We start from the raw sequence: 16,199 nt of genomic DNA, 5'->3' as shown, positions 1-16,199 counted from the left end.
GAGGTGTGGGGGACGAATGGGCCGGTAGTGACGATGAGATCGCTCGCGCTGTGCTCGCCGGCGCACCCAACGCCGTCGTGGCACTCGACCGAGACCAGACCGTGCTGGTCTGGAACGAGGCGGCCGAGCGGATGTTCGGGTGGACGGCGGAGGAGATGCTCGGGCGGCGGGCGCCGATCGTGCCCGCTGAGCTGGGCGCCGAGCACAACGCCGTGCTGGAGCGCGTACGCACCGGCGCCCCCGTGTCGCTGCGCACCAAGCGTCTGCACCGCGACGGGGTCACCCTCGACGTGCGGGTCGACATCAGCGCGCTGCGCCTGGGCAGCGCCGTGGCGGGCTACGTCTGCGTGCACCACCCGGCCCAGGCCGACGAGATGGCCAGAAATCGTATGGCGCGCCGTGCCAGGCTGGTGCGCCGGCTCACCGACGTGGTGGGCGACATCAACTCCGAGCTGGAGCTGTCGGCCGTGCTCGACCGGATCTCGGCCAGCCTCACGGAGCTCACCGGGGCGGACGCGGGCGGGTTCGTGCTGATCGAGGGCGATCGGCTGCGGCTGGTCAGCACGTACCAACTGCCGGAGGCCATCAGAGGCACCACCACCGAGCTGCGGACGAGCCTGGTGGACAAACTTTTACGCACCGGCAAGACCGTCATGCTCGAGTCGAACGGGCTCGACGATTTGGTGTGGGCGCGTTTGAAGGGCCTGCACACGATCGCGCTGGGCCTGGCCGCCGTGGGCGGGCGGCCGTACGGCGCGCTCTACGCGCTGTTCTCCCGCAGCACGCCCGGGCATCTGGAGCTGGAGCTGCTGGAGCTGCTGGCCGGGCACGCGGGCATCGCCGTCGGCAACGCGGTGGCCTACCAGGAGGCGGTGCGTCAGCGGGCGCACGAGCGGGCCGTGTTCGACGCGAGCGCCGACGGCATCGCCGTGCTCGACCACGTCGGCCGCGTCGTGCGGTGGAACCCGGCCGCCGCCGGGCTGACCGCGCTGCCCGCCGACTCGGTCATCGGCGGGCCGCCGCCCTTTCCGCTGCCGCAGGACGGCGAGAAGGTCACGTTCCAGATGGAGAACGGGCGCTGGCTCGACGTCGTGAGTGCGCAGATCGAGGAGACGGGCGAGGTGGTCGTGGACTTCCGCGACGTGACCTCGGCCAAGGAACTGGAGGAGGCCAAGGATCTGTTCCTGGCCACGACCAGTCACGAGCTGCGCACACCGATCACGATCGTGCGGGGCTTCGCCAGCACGCTGGACTCGCGCTGGGACAAGATGGGCGACCCCGAGCGCCGCGCCGCCGTGCACACGATCGCCGAGCGGTCGAGGTCGCTGGGCGAGCTCATGGACCACCTCCTGCTGGGCGCCAGAGCGGGCGCTGACGAGCTCAAGGTGCGCATCGAGGAGTTCGACCTGACCGAGCGGATCCAGGCGGCCACGCTCGGCCTGCCGGCGCTCTCGGACCGGCACCGGGTCGAGGTGACGGTGTCGGAAGGGCTGCCCAACGTGCTCGGCGACGCGCTCGCCACCGACATCGTGCTGGGCCAGCTCCTGGAGAACGCCTTCAAATACTCCCCCAAGGGTGGGCTGATCAGCGTCGACGCCTGGCCGGAAGACGACAACGTGGTCGTGGTGGTCGATGACGAGGGAGTCGGTATCGCCCCGCCTGACCGAGAGCGGATCTTTGAACGTTTCGTCCAGGTGGACAGCGGCGACCGGAGACGGTTTGGTGGAGTGGGGCTCGGTCTCTACATCGTCCGCAGTCTCGCCAGGGCACAGGGAGGAGATGTGAGCGCTCATCCGAGACCTGGAGGCGGCACCAGAATGCGACTCGTGCTCAGGTGTGCTTCCACTATCGGATCCGACACACCGATGCGGTAACGAGGTGGTCACGGTTGAGCTGATCTATCGTCCAATGTGTACAAGCTGTGATCGAGATGCGGTTTCTGGGATTGAGTAACGGGGCATTTCGGTCGTACCGGGGAGTGTTCCCGCGGGGGGCACAGGGAACGGGGAGGTGGGTGTGTCAAGCGTGGTGCTGCTGCCGTACGCGCCGTCCAGCGTCGCCGTCGCCCGCCAGCGTCTGAGCACTGATCTGCAGGACAGTGGGGTCTTTACCGCCGCGATCGACGATGCCGTGCTCGTGGTGAGCGAGTTGCTGAGCAACGCGCTCCGGCACGCGCACCCGCTGCCCTCGGGCATGGTGCGCGTCGCCTGGCTGCGCAGCGACGATCACATCGAGGTGGCGGTGAGCGACGGGGGTGCGGCCACGGAGCCGCGGGCGGGCCGCCCGACCCTGTCCTCGCTCGGGGGCCGGGGGCTTGGCATCGTGGAATACGTGGCCGAGAGCTGGGGGGTCAGGCACGACGGGGACACGACGACGGTGTGGGCCATCCTGCCCGCCCCCAACAAATCGGTGAACGGGCAGGTGGCGGCGCTCAGAGAGGCCGGCTAGCGAGCACGGCCCGCTCGCTCACGGCCCACGCCGTGGAGACGAGCAGATAGAGCCCACCTGCCAGCGGGAGGAAGAGCGCGGCCAGCACCGAGCCGTACGGCATCAGCGGCATGAGCTTCCTCATCAGCTCCGGCTGCTCCTCGGAAACCTTGATCTGACGGGTGGAGAACCATGCCACGGCCGCGACCAGCGCAATGACCAATACAAAGACCAAAAATGGCCCGCTGACCAGACCGTAATTGGCCACCACCCCGGCCACCTGCTGACCCAGCGGAGCCCCGAACAGATCGTGACCGACCAGTGCCGTCGGGTGCGTGGCCACCCGGTACATCAGCCACATGAACGGCAACTGCGCCAGCATCGGCATGAACCCCGCGAACGGCGAGGTGCCTTCCTCGGCGTAGAGCGCGGACAACTCCTTGGACAGCCGCTCCGGATTGCGCCCCCAGCGCTTCTGCAACTCGCGCAGCCTGGGAGCCAGCTTCTCGCGGATCTTCGCGCTACGGGCCTGGCGGACGTTGAGCGGCAGCAGCAGCAACCGTACGGCCAGCGTGAACAGCACGATGCCGAGGGCGGCACTGCCCCCGGACATGCCGATGACGAACGTGACAAGCGAATCGATCATGAGCCCTGTTTCCTCGTGAGGTGAATCGAGGGCTCGCCCACCGAGAGGGAGCCCCGCTTGACTGGAAGCGGGGCTTGCCTATGGGGCTCGTGAACGCGGACGACCCGCCGCGTCGGGATCGCGCTGGCGCTGGAAGGCCGTGCGGCGCGCGTAGGTCAGCGGGAAGCTCGGCGCCTCACCGCTGAGGAGGGGCGGCAACGTGGCCGCCCACGTGGCCAGCAGCAGGATCGCCACCAGGGTGATCCCGGCCAGCCACGGGTCGAACAGCAGTTGCGTCAATGTGAGCGCGAGGACTTGCTCATCACGGTGACCGCGACGAAGACGAGCAGAGCGACCACGCCGATGATCAAGGCGATCTTGATCAGTCCTACCAGCATCGGCAGGATGAAGTTGAACAGCACAAAGAGACCCAGCAAGGTCCCCAGAACGAGCATAACGACTCTACTCATGACGCCAACCGTACGTCCTCGTGGGTTGATCCGCGATGCTTACGAAGCAATGACGTGGATGTCACTTCTGGGCGGCACGGCCGTACCGTGAAACGGTGAACACCCGCATCCTGGTGGTCGACGACGACCCGACCGTGTCCGAGGTCGTGGCGCGATATCTGGAGCGTGACGGGCACGAGGTCGAGTGCGTGGGCGACGGCGTCGAGGCGCTGCGCAGGGCGCTGGCGCATCCGCCCGACCTCATGGTGCTCGACCTGATGCTGCCGAAGATCGACGGACTGCAGGTCTGCAGGAAGCTCAGGGAGCGCTGGCCGGTTCCGGTGATCATGCTGACCGCGCTCGGCGAGGAGATCGACCGGGTGGTCGGGCTGGAGACCGGGGCCGACGACTACGTCACCAAGCCGTTCAGCCCGCGCGAGCTGGCGCTGCGGGTGCAGTCGGTGCTGCGGCGGGCGCGCGGCGCCTCCGTCACCGGCGGCACCGGGGTGCTGCGCGACGGGGATCTGGTGGTGGACGTGGGGGCCCACGAGGTACGCCTCAAGGGCGACGAGGTGCTGCTGACGGCCAGGGAGTTCGACCTGCTGGCCTACCTCATGCGCAATCCGCGCCAGGCGTTCAGCCGATCCGCGCTGCTCAATCAGGTGTGGGGATGGTCGTTCGGCGACTCCTCCACCGTGACCGTGCACGTGCGGCGGCTGCGGGAGAAGATCGAGCCGGATCCGACCGAGCCGCGCAGGATCGTCACGGTGTGGGGGGTCGGCTACCGGTACGAGCCGTTGGAGGGCGATTCCTGATGCCCGAGGCCGGCGATCTGCCCATGGTGATGGCGGTCGCGGCCGCGCTCGGACTGCTGGTGGCGCTGGCGGGCATCGGGGTGATGTGGCTGCTGCGTACCAGGTCCATCGGGGTGATGCTGGCCGTGGTCGTGGTGGTCGCGGTGGCGGCCACGCTCGCCGGGGTCGTGGCGATCATCATGAAGATGCTGCTCGAAGGGCCCATCAAGGACTTCGTGCTCAGCGTGGTGGCCGTGGGCGGGCTGGTGGGACTGGGGGTGGCGTTCGTGCTGTCCAAGCGCGTGGTGGGCGAGAGCAGGCGGCTGGTGGCGGCCGTACGCGAGTCGCCGTTCGTCGCGCCCCAGGGGCTGCCGGCCGAGCTGCAGACGATCGCGAACACCCTGGAGGAGGCGTACGCGCGCGAACGGGCCCTGGAAGGGGCCAGACGTGAGCTGGTGGCGTGGGTGAGCCACGACCTGCGCACGCCGCTGGCCGGGATGCGCGCCATGGCCGAGGCCCTGGAGGACGGCGTGGTCGCCGATCCTGAGACGGTCGCGCGCTACCACGGGCAGATCAAGCTGGAGGTGGAGCGGCTGTCGGCGATGGTGGACGACCTGTTCGAGCTGTCGCGGATCCACGCCGGGGCCCTGCGGCTGTCGCGGGCGCGGATCGGGCTGGCCGACCTGGTCGCCGACACACTGGCCGGCGCGGAGCCGCTCGCCCGGGCCAAGGGCGTGGTTCTCACGGCCGAGGCGGCCGCGACACTGCCGGTGGAGGCGGACGCCGGCGCCCTGGGGCGGGCCTTGGGCAACCTGGTGATCAACGCCATCAGGCACACGCCGTCCGACCGGGCCGTGGTGCTGCGGGCCGGGGTGGACGCGGAGGGGATGGCCTGCCTGTCGGTCGCCGACGGCTGCGGGGGGATTCCCGAGGAGGACCTGCCGCGGGTGTTCGAGGTGGCTTTCCGGGGGGAGACCGCTCGTACTCCTGCCGCGGATGGTGGGGCCGGGCTCGGGCTGGCCATCGCGCAGGGCATCGTGGAGGCGCACGACGGGGTGATCGAGGTCGTCAACGACGGGCCCGGGTGCCGGTTCGAGATCCGGCTCCCGATGGTCAGCGGCTGACGCCCGCCCTATGCGCTTTCGGGCAGAGCCGTGTCGGGCAGCTCCCGAGGTGCGCCGAACGACTCGGACATGGCCCGAAATGTCGGGCATGGCCAGCGCCACATGCAGCTCCGGCACCGCAGTATCGGGTGGGCGGTGTCACTCGTGATGCCCCCCGCGTCGCGCGGCTGGTGGAGATCGAGCAACCTGAGCCCGAGCTCCGAGAACCTGAGCAGTTCGGCGCGCGCGGCGGCGAGAAACTCCAGGTCCTCGACGGCGAGCCGGGTGCGGATGGGGACGTAGCCTTCGTGGTTCACCAGGCCGCGCAGGCGTCCCGCTTGGTCATGCCATGAAGTCGCCTTCTCTGTGCGGATGAGGATGGATTCCAGGCGTTCTCGGAGTCCTTGGCGCTGCGGATCTTCGGGTTTGTCTGCTTTCATCGATGCGGGGCCCGCCAGTCGTGCCCCAGCCCCTCCTCCATGAAGCGGTGCCGGTTCCGGTGTCACGCTGTCAAGCTTCGCGTACTCTCCGTTTTCATGGAGCCCAAACGGAGGACAAAAACCTGTGGTTCCCCTATCGGCGTGACAACGTGACCGGAAGCGCTCGCGCCGCTAGCCTGCCCATGTGGAGCTCAAGGTCTCGACTCGATCACATGCCGGGTGCGCGCTCGTCGCCATCGCCGGCGAAATCGACCTCTACACGGCGCCCCAGCTGCAGTCCGAGTTCACTCGGCTCCTGCAGGACGGGCCTAGCCGGGTGGTCATCGACATGTCCGCCGTGGATTTCTGCGACTCCACGGGGATGAACGTGCTGCTGTCGGCACTCAAACGCATGAAAGAGCAGGGCGGAGCGCTCGACGTGGCCGCCCCGCGTCCGGCCGTCCGCAAGATTCTGCAGGTCACGGGGCTCGATTCGGTGTTCACCGTGCATGATGAGGTGCCGCAGGAGTTCCTCATCGCCGAGGGATCATGACGGGATTCGACCCCTTCGGAGGTAATCGCCGGTGAGCGGCGACACGGCGGTCGTCATCCCGGCCGCGAACGAGGCCGACCGCATCGCCGCGACGGTCAAGGCCGCCGCCGCGCTGCCCGGTGTGGACCTCGTCGTGGTCGTGGACGACGGCTCGGCTGACCAGACCGGCAGAGTGGCGCGCGCGGCCGGAGCCCGGGTGGTGCGGCACAGCCGCAACCGCGGCAAGGCCGCCGCGATGGAGACGGGCGCCGAGGCCGTGCGCCTCCTCGACAGGGACGAGGAGGATGAGGGCGCGGTCCCGCGCCACCTCCTCTTCCTCGACGCCGACCTGGGCGCCACGGCCCAGGCCGCGGCGCCCCTCATCGAGCCGGTACGCGCGGGCACGGCCGACATGACGATCGCGGTGTTCTCGACCAGGGTGAAACTCGGCGGGCACGGGTTAGTCGTCCGGCTGTCGAAGGAGGGCATCCGCCGGGCCACCGGCTGGTCGCCCGCCCAGCCGCTCAACGGGCAGCGCTGCCTGACGAGGGCGGCCTTCGAGGCGGCTCGGCCGCTGGCGCACGGGTTCGGCGTCGAGACGGCGCTGACCATCGACCTGCTGCGCAGGGGCTATCGGATCACCGAGGTCGAGGTGGAGATGGCGCACCGGGCCACGGGCACCGACTGGCGGGCCCAACTGCACCGGGCCAGGCAACTGCGCGACGTCGCGCGGGCGCTGGCCGCCCGGGAGCCCGTCGTCGCCGTCAACCTCGGCAAGCTGCGGCCCAAACGGTGAGCGCCGCCTAGGGCGTCACGCGAATGTGCTGGAATTTCCCGGTGACTTCGGAGACGCGGCTGGAAAAGGCACGACGGTGGCTCGCCGGGCCCGCCATGGTGGCGATCGGCGCCTCGATCCTGCTGACGATCACCATCGGGCTCCTGGGCCCGTCGTCGATGGTGCCTGCCCTGAGCGGGCCGGCCTGGCAGCCTCCGTACTCTCTGGGTGCCGAGCCCGGCTCCCACCTGGTGATCGCTCTCGCGGCGGTCGCGCTCGTCCTTGGCGGGCTCGGGTTGCTGGCCGCTCTGGCTTGTTCGGGTCGGGTCGGCGCGCGTCTGCCGAGCGCGCGGGTCCTGGTGATCGCCGGTTGCGCGGCCGCCGGTCTGCTCGCGTTCCTGCCGCCCTCGGGCTCCGCCGACCACCTCAACTACGCGGCGTACGGCCGGATGGTGACGCTCGGGCTGAGCCCGTACACGCATGGGGCCGTCGACCTGCCGGGCGATCCGATCGCGGACGCCGTGGAGGAGCCGTGGCGCGAGGAGCCGAGCGTCTACGGGCCGGTGGCGACGGCCGTGCAGGCGGTGGCGAGCTGGGCCGGCGGTGACTCGGTACGGCTGACGATCTTCGTGCTGGCCCTGGTCAACGCCGCCGCGTTCATCGCGACGGGCCTGCTCGTCGACCGCTTCACCAGGGACGACCCGGCCAGACGGCTGCGGGCGGCGCTGCTGTGGACGGCCAATCCGCTGCTGCTCTACCACCTCGTCGCGGGCATGCACGTCGACACGCTCGCGATCGCCTGCATGGTCGCCGCGCTCCTCGCCAGAGGCCGGCCGGTCGGCTCCGGCGTGCTGCTGGGGCTGGGGGTGGCGGTCAAGGTCAACGCGGGCCTCGTGGCCCTCGGACCGGCCTGGGAGCTGCGGCGCAGGCCCGCGCGGCTGGCGCTCGTGGCGGGCTGCGCGGTGGCGGTGGTGATCGTGGGGTACGCGATCGCCGGCACCGAGGCGATCGAGCCGATGACCAGGACGAGCAAGTCGATCTCCCACGCCTCGCCCTGGAAACCGGTCCAGGGCTGGCTGCAGGCGGTCGTGGGCACCGGCAGCGCCTACCGGGGGCAGATCCAGATCGGCTCGCTGCTGCTGCTCGGCCTCATCGCGTGGGCGCTGCTCCGGCGCGCGGAGCGGCTTGAGGCGCCTGTCGTGTCGGCGGCGCTGGTGGTGGCCTACGTGTTCGCGACGCCGTACATCCTGCCCTGGTATGACGGGCTGGCGCTCGGGATGCTGGTGCTGGTGGGCGCGTCGGCGCTGGACGGGTTCGTGGTGGCGCACCTGCTGGTGCTGTCGCTCGCGTACTTGCCCGCCAGGGTGGAAGGGCAGCCCGAGGACCTCGCGTGGCTCAGCACGGTCGTCAGGCCTCGGCTCGCGTGGGTGCTGATGGCTCTGACTCTGGGCCTGCTGGTGTGGGCGTGGCGAGCTGCAGGGCGCGCACACAGGCCGCGAGGGTCAGCGGAACGGCCACTGTCAGTGCCATAGCGGGGATGGCGATGCCCGAGTCGTTCATCAGGAAACCGACGAAGGCGCACGTGAGCGCGCCCGTCAGGCCCGCTCTGAGCGTCGGGGCCAGCTTGTAGGCCTGGCCGAGCGCCGGGGCGCCCCAGCGCGAGGGGCGGGCCAGCACGAGGAACAGGAAGGCCAGCGCGACCAGCGACAGGAGGGTCAGCGACCAGTTGCCGACGGTCACGCCGATCATGGCGCCGAACTTGCGGGCGATGACGGTCAGCGCCTGGCCGTCGATGATCTGCTGGACGAAGTTGCCCAGGTGGGTCCGCTGGTCGTCCGGGCGCAGCCAGTCGAACACGGACAGTGCCCCCACGAGCCCGGCGCCCGCCAGGCCGACGAGCAGCAGTCGCAGCAGGGACACGCGCCGGCCCGAGAGCAGGATGAGGAAGACGGCCAGGCCGATCACGAAGGCCGGGACACCGCCGAAGTCCGCGCCCCACGCCGGCCAGCCGTCGGCGAAGATCGCGAACCCGCCGTAGAGCGCGCACACCGTGACGACCACGACTTTGGACACGTTCTTGCCGAACAGCCACTGGGCCACCCCGGCGAGGCCGAGGATCGTGCCCGTGGCGTAGACGGCGAAGGCGATGTTGCTGAAGCCGTAGAAACGTCCGCCGGTCACGGGCTCGTAGCCGGTCACGGCGTTCACCTGGAGCGTGGAGCCGGTCATGACGTCGAGGAGCAGGGCGACCGAGGTGAGGGCGGCCACCACGGTGAGCGGGCCCGCCACGTGGGCGCGCCAGGGGCCGGCGAAGGCGGCGGCGGTGATCAGGCCGGCGATGCCGAGGATCGTGACGATCACCGACAGCATCGGCACCGGCAGCGTCCACCAGGGCACGAGCTGGGCCAGGAAGGTGGAGACGGCGATGGCGCCGCTGACCACCGCGACGATCTGGACGGCCACGAGGATCTTGGAGGTGCTCGCGTGCCGTTCGGTGTCCGTGCGGCGGCGTCTGAGCGCGAGGGCGGCCAGGGCGTAGAACAGGAGCTGGACCGACACCAGGACCGTGAAGAACGGGCCGCGTACGTCACGCAGCACCTGGCTGGCCAGGTCGGCGTCCGCCAGCTCGGTCACCGTGCCGGCCGGGGTCGCGGGCGCCGGGGCCCCGGCCTGAAGGGGCCGGCCGACGATCGCCCGCGAGGCGGGCAGGCCCAGGAGCTGGACGGTCGTGGCGGTGAGGTCGGTGATCGCGACCAGGGCGTCCTGGCGGGTGGAGGTGCTGGTCAGGAAGCCGTGCGGGTAGGGCTCGCCGGCCGCGATCGCCACGTGCAGATGGGCGTTCGGGGTCACGTCGGAGACGCCCGCCACCAGGACGGTGGTGCCGGCCGGGAGCTTGGCGGTCAGGGCGCCGATCTGCCGGTCCGCCTCCGCCACGGCCGCGCGGCGGTCTGCCGTTGGCATGGGAGTGGGGACGCCGAACTCGTCGGGGGGCCGGCGGGTCCAGGTGCCGGCGAGAGCGGCGGCCTCGAAGACGATCAGGTTGTAGGCGGCGGGGTCGCCGAGGGCGTCCAGCGTGGGGGCGTAATTGGCGATATTTCCGGACCTGTCGGCTGCGGCCAGTGCCGCGCCCGGCCCGACCGCCGCCACCTTGCCACCGCTGTCCACGACCAACTGACCGAGGGTGCCCAATTGGGCGTCGTAGCCGGTCTCCGCCTGGTACGCGGCCAGCATGCCCCAGCCCGGCACGGTGCCACCCTGGGGAGCGGGCGGCGCGGGGCAGCCCCTGACGGGAGTGCCCGCCCGCTGGCCCGCCGAGATCGTCAGCCAGCCGGCCATGGGGCAGGTGATGCCGCGGTCAGGAGGCGGCACGGCCCTGGTGGACAGGGACGCCGAGGCGCCCTCGCCGACCAGGCGCCACAGGTTGGGCGTGGCCTGCTGGCCGAGGTCGCTCCACTGCAGCCCGGGGACGCCGATCAGGGCCACCCGGCCCGCGGCGCTCGCCTCCGCCGGGAACACCGACGTGGTCATGGCCAGGAGCAGGATGACGACGAGGGCGCGCAGGGCATGGCGGAGCGCGCCGTACCGGCCCTGGGGCGGGTGCGGTGTGGCGTTCGGCATGTACGGACCCCCAGTGTCTGCCCCTCGACAATCAACAGCCACGGTAACGTGCCACACCGTGACAAGTGGCGAGGTGCGGGTCAACCGGCGGCAGTGGTGGGCGTGGGCGGTCGTGGCGCTCGCCGTCGCGGCGGCGGTGGCGCCACTGGTGCACGGGTGGCTCACCAATCCCGACGACCAACGGCTGGTCGACCTGGACGTTTACCGCACCGGGGGGCAGATGCTCCTTGAGGGGCGGCCGGTGTACGACTACTTCACGCCCGCGCCGCAGTTGCTGCCGTTCACGTATCCGCCGGTGGCGGCGATGCTGGCCGTGGCGCTGGCCGGGATGTCGTGGGAGACGGCGCAGTGGGTGTGGACGGCCGGGATCTATGTCGCGCTGGCCGTCACCGTGGGGTTCTCGTTCCGGCAGGTGCTGGGGCGGGAGAGTCTGCGGAAATACGTGCCGTGGGCGTTCGGGCTGCTCATGGTGGCGTGCGCGTACCTGATGCCGATCAGGGACCAGGTGCGGTTCGGGCAGGTGGACATCCTGCTGGTCGCGCTCTGCCTGGCCGACTGCGTGGCCAAGCGGCCCTGGTGGCCGCGCGGGTTCCTGATCGGGCTGGCGACGGCGGTCAAGCTGACCCCCGGGGTGTTCCTCATCCACCTGCTGATCACCAAGCAGTGGCGGACGTTCTTCATGGCGGTGTTCGCGGCGGCGGTGCTGACGTTGCTGCCGTTCGCGGTGATCCCGCAGGACGCGGCCGACTTCTGGTTCTCGGCGCTGCTCGACCCCGAACGCCTCGGCTCGAACGCGGCCACCACCAACCAGTCGATCCGCGGGATGCTGATCCGGCTGTACATGCCCGACGCGCTCACGACCGTGATCTGGGCGGTGATCGTGGCCGCGGTCGGCTGGTACGGGTTCCGGGGGGCGCGGGAGGCGTACCGGCGGGGTGACGCGATCACCGCGGTCGCGCTCGTCGGGCTGATGGCCGTGCTGCTCTCGCCGGTGGCCTGGATCCACCACCTGGCCTGGGTGGTCGTGGTGCTCGGCGCGATCGTCGGCGACGGGCGCGACCCGGTCAGGCTGCGGGTGGCGGCCGGGGTGTGGCTCTACTACGTGGTGCCGGTCCCCTGGTGGGGGGTTTCCCTGAAGGCGGCCGACATCCCGGTGGTCAGCGTGGTGCTGGGGAAGATCGTTCAGAACGGTTTCGGGCTCGGGGCACTGGCTCTCGTGTGGTTGTTGGTGTCCTGGTTGCCCAAACGCAGGGAGATCGCCTGACTTAGCCGTTACCCTCTGTGCCGTGCTCATTACCACATGGGTCATCGTTGGTGTCGTGGCCGGGGTCAGTGGCGTATTGATCGGACATCTGGCACTGCGTCAGGCCAAAGCCGCCGTAGAGGATTGCCAGCGTCTGCTCGCCCGGCAGAGCAGCGAGGGCAGCAACGATCTCAAGGCCATCAGAGACGTGGCCGTGTGCCGCTACGACGCGCTCTCGGAGATGACGGGGCGGCTGTCGTTCTCGGTCGCGATGATCAACGGGCTGGGCGACGGGATCGTGCTGACCTCCATCAACGGCCGGAGCGAGACCCGTACGTACGTGCGGCCCGTGGTCGGCGGCAAGGGGCAGCAGCAGCTCTCGCCCGAGGAGGAAGAGGCGGTGCGGGGGGCCAGGCTGGGTCTCGGGCCGCTGATCCCGTCCAGGGCCTCCGGGACGTTGTGAAGGGATTCCGCCGAGCTGTGGATACGCTGGAGGCATGCCCAGACTCGCCTATCTCGGCCCTGAGGGGACCTTCACCGAAGAGGCCCTGCGGCTCCTCGACCCCACTGCCGAGCGGGTGCCCTGCGCCACCGTGAGCGCGGCGCTCAACGCGGCCCGCGGTGGCGACGCCGACGGCGCCGTGGTGCCCCTGGAAAACTCCATCGAGGGCGCGATCACCACGACGCTCGACGAGTTCGCCTGGGGCGAGCCGCTGGTGATCAACGCCGAGCTGCTGCTGCCCGTGCAGTTCTCGCTGCTGGCCCGGCCCGGCGTCGAGATCCCGCACATCAAGCGCGTCTACACCCATCCGGCGGCCATCACCCAGTGCCGCTCCTTCATCGCCCGCGAGCTGCCCGACACCGTCGTGGTGTCCGCGCCCTCGACGGCGGCCGCGGCCCAGGAGGTCTCGCTGCCCGGCTCGCCCTACGACGCCGCCATCGCCGCGCGCATCGCCGGCGAGCACTACGGGCTGGTGGAGCTGGCCCCCGACATCGGCGACAGATCCGACACCGTGACCAGGTTCGTCAAGGTGAGCCGCCCAGGGCCGCTGCCGGAGGTGACCGGCTCCGACCGCACCACGTTGGTGGTCTTCCTGGCCGACGACCACCCGGGCGCGCTGCTGGAGATGCTGACCGAGTTCTCCGTGCGCGGGGTCAACCTGACGCGCATCGAGTCGCGGCCGACCGGCGACGGCATCGGGCGCTACTTCTTCCACTTCGACTTCGAGGGGCACGTCGCCGACGCCCGGGTCGGTGAGGCCATCGCCGGGCTGCACCGCATCTGCGGCGAGGTGCGATTCCTGGGCAGCTATCCGCGGGCCGACGGGCTGGCGCCGCAGATCAAGCGGGGGACGTCCGATCCGGAGTTCGCGGAGGCGGGCGACTGGCTGGCGCGGATCCGCGCGGGCCGGGTCTGACGGCCGGTGTAATAGAGGGGCGGGGCGCCTCCGTACGCCGGTAGCCTTTCCTTGTGATTGACCTGCGTACCCTTCGTGAGGATCCCGACCGGCTACGGGCGTCGCAGCGTGCCCGCGGTGAGGACGACTCCGTCGTCGACACGCTGCTCGACCTCGATGAGCGGCGCCGCTCCGCGCTGACCTCGTTCGAGTCTCTGCGCGCCGAGCAGAAGAGCATGGGCAAGTCGGTCTCCAAGGCGCAGGGCGAGGAGAAGGCCGCGCTGCTCCAGCGCGCCAAGGACCTCGCCGGCCAGGTCAAGACGGCCGAGTCCGAGGCGGAGAAGCTCGGGGCGGAGCTCGACGCGGTCCTGCAGGCGGTGCCCAACCTCGTCGAGGAGGGCGCGCCGGCCGGCGGCGAGGACGACTACGTGGTCCTGGAGACGCACGGTGAGCCGCGGGCGTTCGACTTCGAGCCCAAGGACCACCTGGAGCTGGGCGAGGCGCTCGGCGCCATCGACATGGAGCGGGGCGCCAAGGTGTCCGGCTCGCGCTTCTTCTTCCTCAGGGGCGTCGGCGCGCGGCTGCAGCTCGGCCTGCTCAACATGGCTATGCAGCAGGCCATCGAGGCCGGGTTCATCCCCATGATCACGCCGGTGCTCGTCAAGCCGGAGACCATGCAGGGCACGGGCTTCCACGTGGCCCACGACAAGGAGATCTACCGGCTCCCTGAAGACGACCTCTACCTGGTCGGCACGTCGGAGGTCTCGATGGCCGGCTACCACGCCCAGGAGATCATCAACGGCGCCGAGCTGCCGCTGCGCTACGCGGGCTGGTCCTCGTGCTTCCGCCGCGAGGCGGGCTCCTACGGCAAGGACACCAGGGGCATCATCCGGGTGCACCAGTTCGACAAGGTCGAGATGTTCTCCTACGTGCGCCCCGAGGACGCCCAGGAGGAGCACCGGCGGCTGCTCGCCTGGGAGCGGGAGATGCTCGACAAGATCGAGGTGCCCTACCGGATCATCGACACGGCCGCGGGCGACCTCGGCATGTCGGCCGCCCGCAAGTTCGACTGCGAGGCGTGGATCCCCACCCAGGGCCGCTACCGGGAGCTGACCTCGACCTCCAACTGCACGGAGTTCCAGGCCCGCAGGCTCGCCGTCCGCTACCGCGACAAGGACGGCAAGCCGCAGCACCTGGCCACGCTCAACGGCACGCTGGCCACGACCCGCTGGATCGTGGCCATCCTGGAGAACCACCAGCAGGCCGACGGCTCGGTGGTGGTTCCCAAGGCGCTTCGGCCCTACGTGGGCCTCGACGTGCTGGAGCCGTCCAAGTAGGGCGGAGCGACGATCTTGAGGAGGGCGACGCTCGTCAGGATCACCAGGGCGGTCAGCAGCACGGCCACGGCGACGGCGACCCCGTAGGCATCGGGGAAGCCCGCCGCCCAGCCGGAGAAGGGGAAGTAGACGCTCGCGTAGACGAGCGGTGCCGCCCCGGCGCTGACCGCCACCGTCGCCGGCCGTGCCCGGCCCGCGAAGACCAGCACGAGGCAGGTCAAGGCGCCGACTATGGCCACCGTCGCGCTGACCAGGATCGCGGCCACCTGCGTGTAGGTGTCCAGGTCGGCGAGAAGCCAGGAATGCCCGCCGAAGGACCCGGCGGCGGTCGAGCCGGTGAGCGCGAGGAAGAGGCCCAGGCAGGTGGCCACGCTGAACCCGGTGAACACCCGCTGCAGCCGGCGCAGACCCGCCCCGATGCCGCCGAACAGCATGCAGGCGCCCAGGAAGAGCGCCACGTTCCGCTCCGAAGAGAGGTCCAGGGCCGCGAACTCGGCCTCCGCGGCCTCCTCGTCAGACGCGCCGGGCCAGCCCAGGCGCTGCCACGTTCCCCGCACGTCGCGGACCAGGATGCCGTCCAGGCCGTTCGCGACGACCACGACGTGCCCCTCCGGCCGGGGCAGCACGGCCAGGCCCATCGAGGTCCGGCCCTTCAGGCCGGAGTAGGTGCGCTCCAGCCGCTCGACGTCGTTCTCACTCATCGCCCACGACGGGCCCCATGTCCTTCCGCCGTCGTCCGACTGCTCGACGGCCATCCGGTTCGCCACGACCCGATAGCACCGGGTCGCCTGCTTGGGGACGCAGGCGGCGCTCTGCCCTGGTCTCACCTTGTCGGTGCTGTCGTAGCTCAGCTCCGACCACGTGACGCCGCCGTCCTCCGAGACCCGCGAGGACGCGCTCGACACACGCACGATGATCCGGTCATCGTCGTCCACCTCGACGGAGTGGGCGGTGGGAACTTGTGCGGCCGAGGTGGCGGCGACCGCCAGGACGGCCAGGGGCATGGTCACGAGGACGCGCCAGCGGGCCGAGCCAGGGCCCTGGAGGCTGCGGTGGCGTACCCACCAGGCCAGGGCGAGCGCCGGTAGGGCGAGGAGGTCCGTGGAATCGGCCAGGACGCGCGACGGGCCCGCCACGAGGGTCCAGGCTTGGGAAGCGAGCTCCGCGCCCGTCTCCGTGCTTTTCACGAGCGTGAAGAGCAATCCCGTCAGTACGGTCGCCGCCAGGTCGGCCCGGCGCCAGAACAGCATTGCCAGCAGGGCCGGTGCCACGACGAGCCCGGCGACGTCGCTCAGCTTGCCGGTCACGAACCCCGGCCATGCCTGTTTGAGTAGGTGGTCGTTGACCAAGAGCACCAGCACCCCGGCAACGGTCACGGGGTGACACAACCACGCGGACTTCATACAAAGATCGATGGAAGGAAGGGGCTCCAGGTTCAAGGCGGATGTGAGTCGAGTCACAGCCGTGACCTTTCCGACAT

Annotated in this window: 16 protein-coding genes and 1 pseudogene; 11 read left to right on the top strand and 6 right to left on the bottom strand. The window is 70.4% G+C overall.

Annotated features, from left to right (window positions below; translation table 11 throughout):
• Positions 1 to 5: 5 nt before the first annotated feature.
• Both C4V41_RS17740 and C4V41_RS17735 read left to right on the top strand, forming a co-directional pair.
• On the top strand, positions 6 to 1,874 hold the full coding sequence (locus C4V41_RS17740; protein WP_103956980.1) for an ATP-binding protein: 1,869 nt from the start codon (positions 6 to 8) through the stop codon (positions 1,872 to 1,874).
• 142 nt (positions 1,875 to 2,016) lie between these two features.
• A complete protein-coding gene (locus C4V41_RS17735; protein WP_235030194.1) occupies positions 2,017 to 2,448 on the top strand; it encodes an ATP-binding protein in 432 nt (143 codons plus the stop codon).
• Here the strand turns inward: C4V41_RS17735 and C4V41_RS17730 are convergent.
• From C4V41_RS17730 to C4V41_RS61860, 3 genes are all read right to left on the bottom strand, one after another.
• Positions 2,432 to 3,073: a YidC/Oxa1 family membrane protein insertase gene (locus C4V41_RS17730; protein ID WP_103956978.1), complete on the bottom strand. Its 642-nt coding sequence runs from the start codon at positions 3,071 to 3,073 to the stop codon at positions 2,432 to 2,434. The genes C4V41_RS17735 and C4V41_RS17730 overlap by 17 nt on opposite strands.
• Positions 3,074 to 3,151: 78 nt before the next feature.
• Positions 3,152 to 3,352 carry a DUF6412 domain-containing protein gene (locus C4V41_RS17725; protein ID WP_103956977.1) on the bottom strand — a complete coding sequence of 67 codons (201 nt, stop codon included), beginning with the start codon at positions 3,350 to 3,352 and terminating at the stop codon, positions 3,152 to 3,154.
• Positions 3,349 to 3,522 carry a hypothetical protein gene (locus tag C4V41_RS61860; RefSeq protein WP_160150314.1) on the bottom strand — a complete coding sequence of 58 codons (174 nt, stop codon included), beginning with the start codon at positions 3,520 to 3,522 and terminating at the stop codon, positions 3,349 to 3,351. Before C4V41_RS61860 ends, C4V41_RS17725 begins: the two co-directional genes overlap by 4 nt.
• Positions 3,523 to 3,617: 95 nt before the next feature.
• On the opposite strand from C4V41_RS61860, the gene C4V41_RS17720 reads away from it, so the two are divergent.
• Together C4V41_RS17720 and C4V41_RS17715 are read left to right on the top strand one after the other, a co-directional pair.
• Positions 3,618 to 4,316 carry a response regulator transcription factor gene (locus C4V41_RS17720; RefSeq protein WP_103956976.1) on the top strand — a complete coding sequence of 233 codons (699 nt, stop codon included), beginning with the start codon at positions 3,618 to 3,620 and terminating at the stop codon, positions 4,314 to 4,316.
• Complete coding sequence (locus C4V41_RS17715) at positions 4,316 to 5,419, top strand: sensor histidine kinase (protein ID WP_103956975.1); 1,104 nt, start codon at positions 4,316 to 4,318, stop codon at positions 5,417 to 5,419. Before C4V41_RS17720 ends, C4V41_RS17715 begins: the two co-directional genes overlap by 1 nt.
• An 8-nt stretch (positions 5,420 to 5,427) precedes the next feature.
• On the opposite strand, the gene C4V41_RS17710 is transcribed toward C4V41_RS17715, so the two are convergent.
• Positions 5,428 to 5,715, bottom strand: a complete 288-nt coding sequence (locus C4V41_RS17710) for a hypothetical protein (protein ID WP_235030193.1) — start codon at positions 5,713 to 5,715, stop codon at positions 5,428 to 5,430.
• Positions 5,716 to 6,022: 307 nt separating this feature from the next.
• On the opposite strand from C4V41_RS17710, the gene C4V41_RS17705 reads away from it, so the two are divergent.
• The 3 genes and pseudogenes from C4V41_RS17705 to mptB form a co-directional block, all read left to right on the top strand.
• Positions 6,023 to 6,370 (top strand): STAS domain-containing protein, encoded by a 348-nt coding sequence (locus C4V41_RS17705; RefSeq protein WP_103956973.1) that lies wholly within the window; start codon positions 6,023 to 6,025, stop codon positions 6,368 to 6,370.
• Between the two features lie 31 nt (positions 6,371 to 6,401).
• On the top strand, positions 6,402 to 7,145 hold the full coding sequence (locus C4V41_RS17700; RefSeq protein WP_103956972.1) for a glycosyltransferase family 2 protein: 744 nt from the start codon (positions 6,402 to 6,404) through the stop codon (positions 7,143 to 7,145).
• A gap of 23 nt (positions 7,146 to 7,168) precedes the next feature.
• Positions 7,169 to 8,341, top strand: a pseudogene (gene mptB, locus C4V41_RS64235) (polyprenol phosphomannose-dependent alpha 1,6 mannosyltransferase MptB); the annotation flags it as partial.
• A 190-nt stretch (positions 8,342 to 8,531) separates the two neighbouring features.
• Here the strand turns inward: mptB and C4V41_RS64230 are convergent.
• Positions 8,532 to 10,742, bottom strand: a complete 2,211-nt coding sequence (locus tag C4V41_RS64230; protein ID WP_235030192.1) for a hypothetical protein — start codon at positions 10,740 to 10,742, stop codon at positions 8,532 to 8,534.
• Between the two features lie 58 nt (positions 10,743 to 10,800).
• Between C4V41_RS64230 and C4V41_RS17685 the strand changes: the two genes are divergently transcribed.
• From C4V41_RS17685 to serS, 4 genes are read left to right on the top strand one after another with little or no spacing between them, the layout of a single operon-like run.
• Positions 10,801 to 12,006 (top strand): glycosyltransferase 87 family protein, encoded by a 1,206-nt coding sequence (locus C4V41_RS17685; protein WP_235030191.1) that lies wholly within the window; start codon positions 10,801 to 10,803, stop codon positions 12,004 to 12,006.
• A 22-nt stretch (positions 12,007 to 12,028) separates the two neighbouring features.
• Positions 12,029 to 12,448 carry a DUF4446 family protein gene (locus C4V41_RS17680; protein WP_103956969.1) on the top strand — a complete coding sequence of 140 codons (420 nt, stop codon included), beginning with the start codon at positions 12,029 to 12,031 and terminating at the stop codon, positions 12,446 to 12,448.
• A gap of 34 nt (positions 12,449 to 12,482) precedes the next feature.
• The gene (gene pheA / locus C4V41_RS17675) at positions 12,483 to 13,403 is read left to right on the top strand and encodes a prephenate dehydratase (RefSeq protein ID WP_103956968.1); all 921 of its coding nucleotides are present in this window, start codon (positions 12,483 to 12,485) and stop codon (positions 13,401 to 13,403) included.
• Between the two features lie 53 nt (positions 13,404 to 13,456).
• Complete coding sequence (gene serS, locus C4V41_RS17670) at positions 13,457 to 14,719, top strand: serine--tRNA ligase (RefSeq protein WP_103956967.1); 1,263 nt, start codon at positions 13,457 to 13,459, stop codon at positions 14,717 to 14,719.
• On the opposite strand, the gene C4V41_RS63005 is transcribed toward serS, so the two are convergent.
• A complete protein-coding gene (locus tag C4V41_RS63005) occupies positions 14,683 to 16,080 on the bottom strand; it encodes a hypothetical protein (protein WP_200824046.1) in 1,398 nt (465 codons plus the stop codon). The two genes, serS and C4V41_RS63005, sit on opposite strands and share 37 nt — an antisense overlap.
• Positions 16,081 to 16,199 lie beyond the last annotated feature (119 nt).

Source organism: Nonomuraea solani, assembly GCF_900108335.1.
Classification (GTDB): domain Bacteria; phylum Actinomycetota; class Actinomycetes; order Streptosporangiales; family Streptosporangiaceae; genus Nonomuraea; species Nonomuraea solani.
This window is presented reverse-complemented; position numbering and strand designations above follow the sequence as displayed.

What these genes read in the sequence shown, in the direction of transcription:
- C4V41_RS17715 (WP_103956975.1), top strand. Translation starts at nt 4,316, where the DNA reads ATGCCCGAGGCCGGCGATCTGCCCATGGTGATGGCGGTCGCGGCCGCG.
- pheA (WP_103956968.1), top strand. Translation starts at nt 12,483, where the DNA reads ATGCCCAGACTCGCCTATCTCGGCCCTGAGGGGACCTTCACCGAAGAG.
- C4V41_RS61860 (WP_160150314.1), bottom strand. Translation starts at nt 3,522, where the DNA reads ATGAGTAGAGTCGTTATGCTCGTTCTGGGGACCTTGCTGGGTCTCTTT.
- C4V41_RS17730 (WP_103956978.1), bottom strand. Translation starts at nt 3,073, where the DNA reads ATGATCGATTCGCTTGTCACGTTCGTCATCGGCATGTCCGGGGGCAGT.
- C4V41_RS64230 (WP_235030192.1), bottom strand. Translation starts at nt 10,742, where the DNA reads ATGCCGAACGCCACACCGCACCCGCCCCAGGGCCGGTACGGCGCGCTC.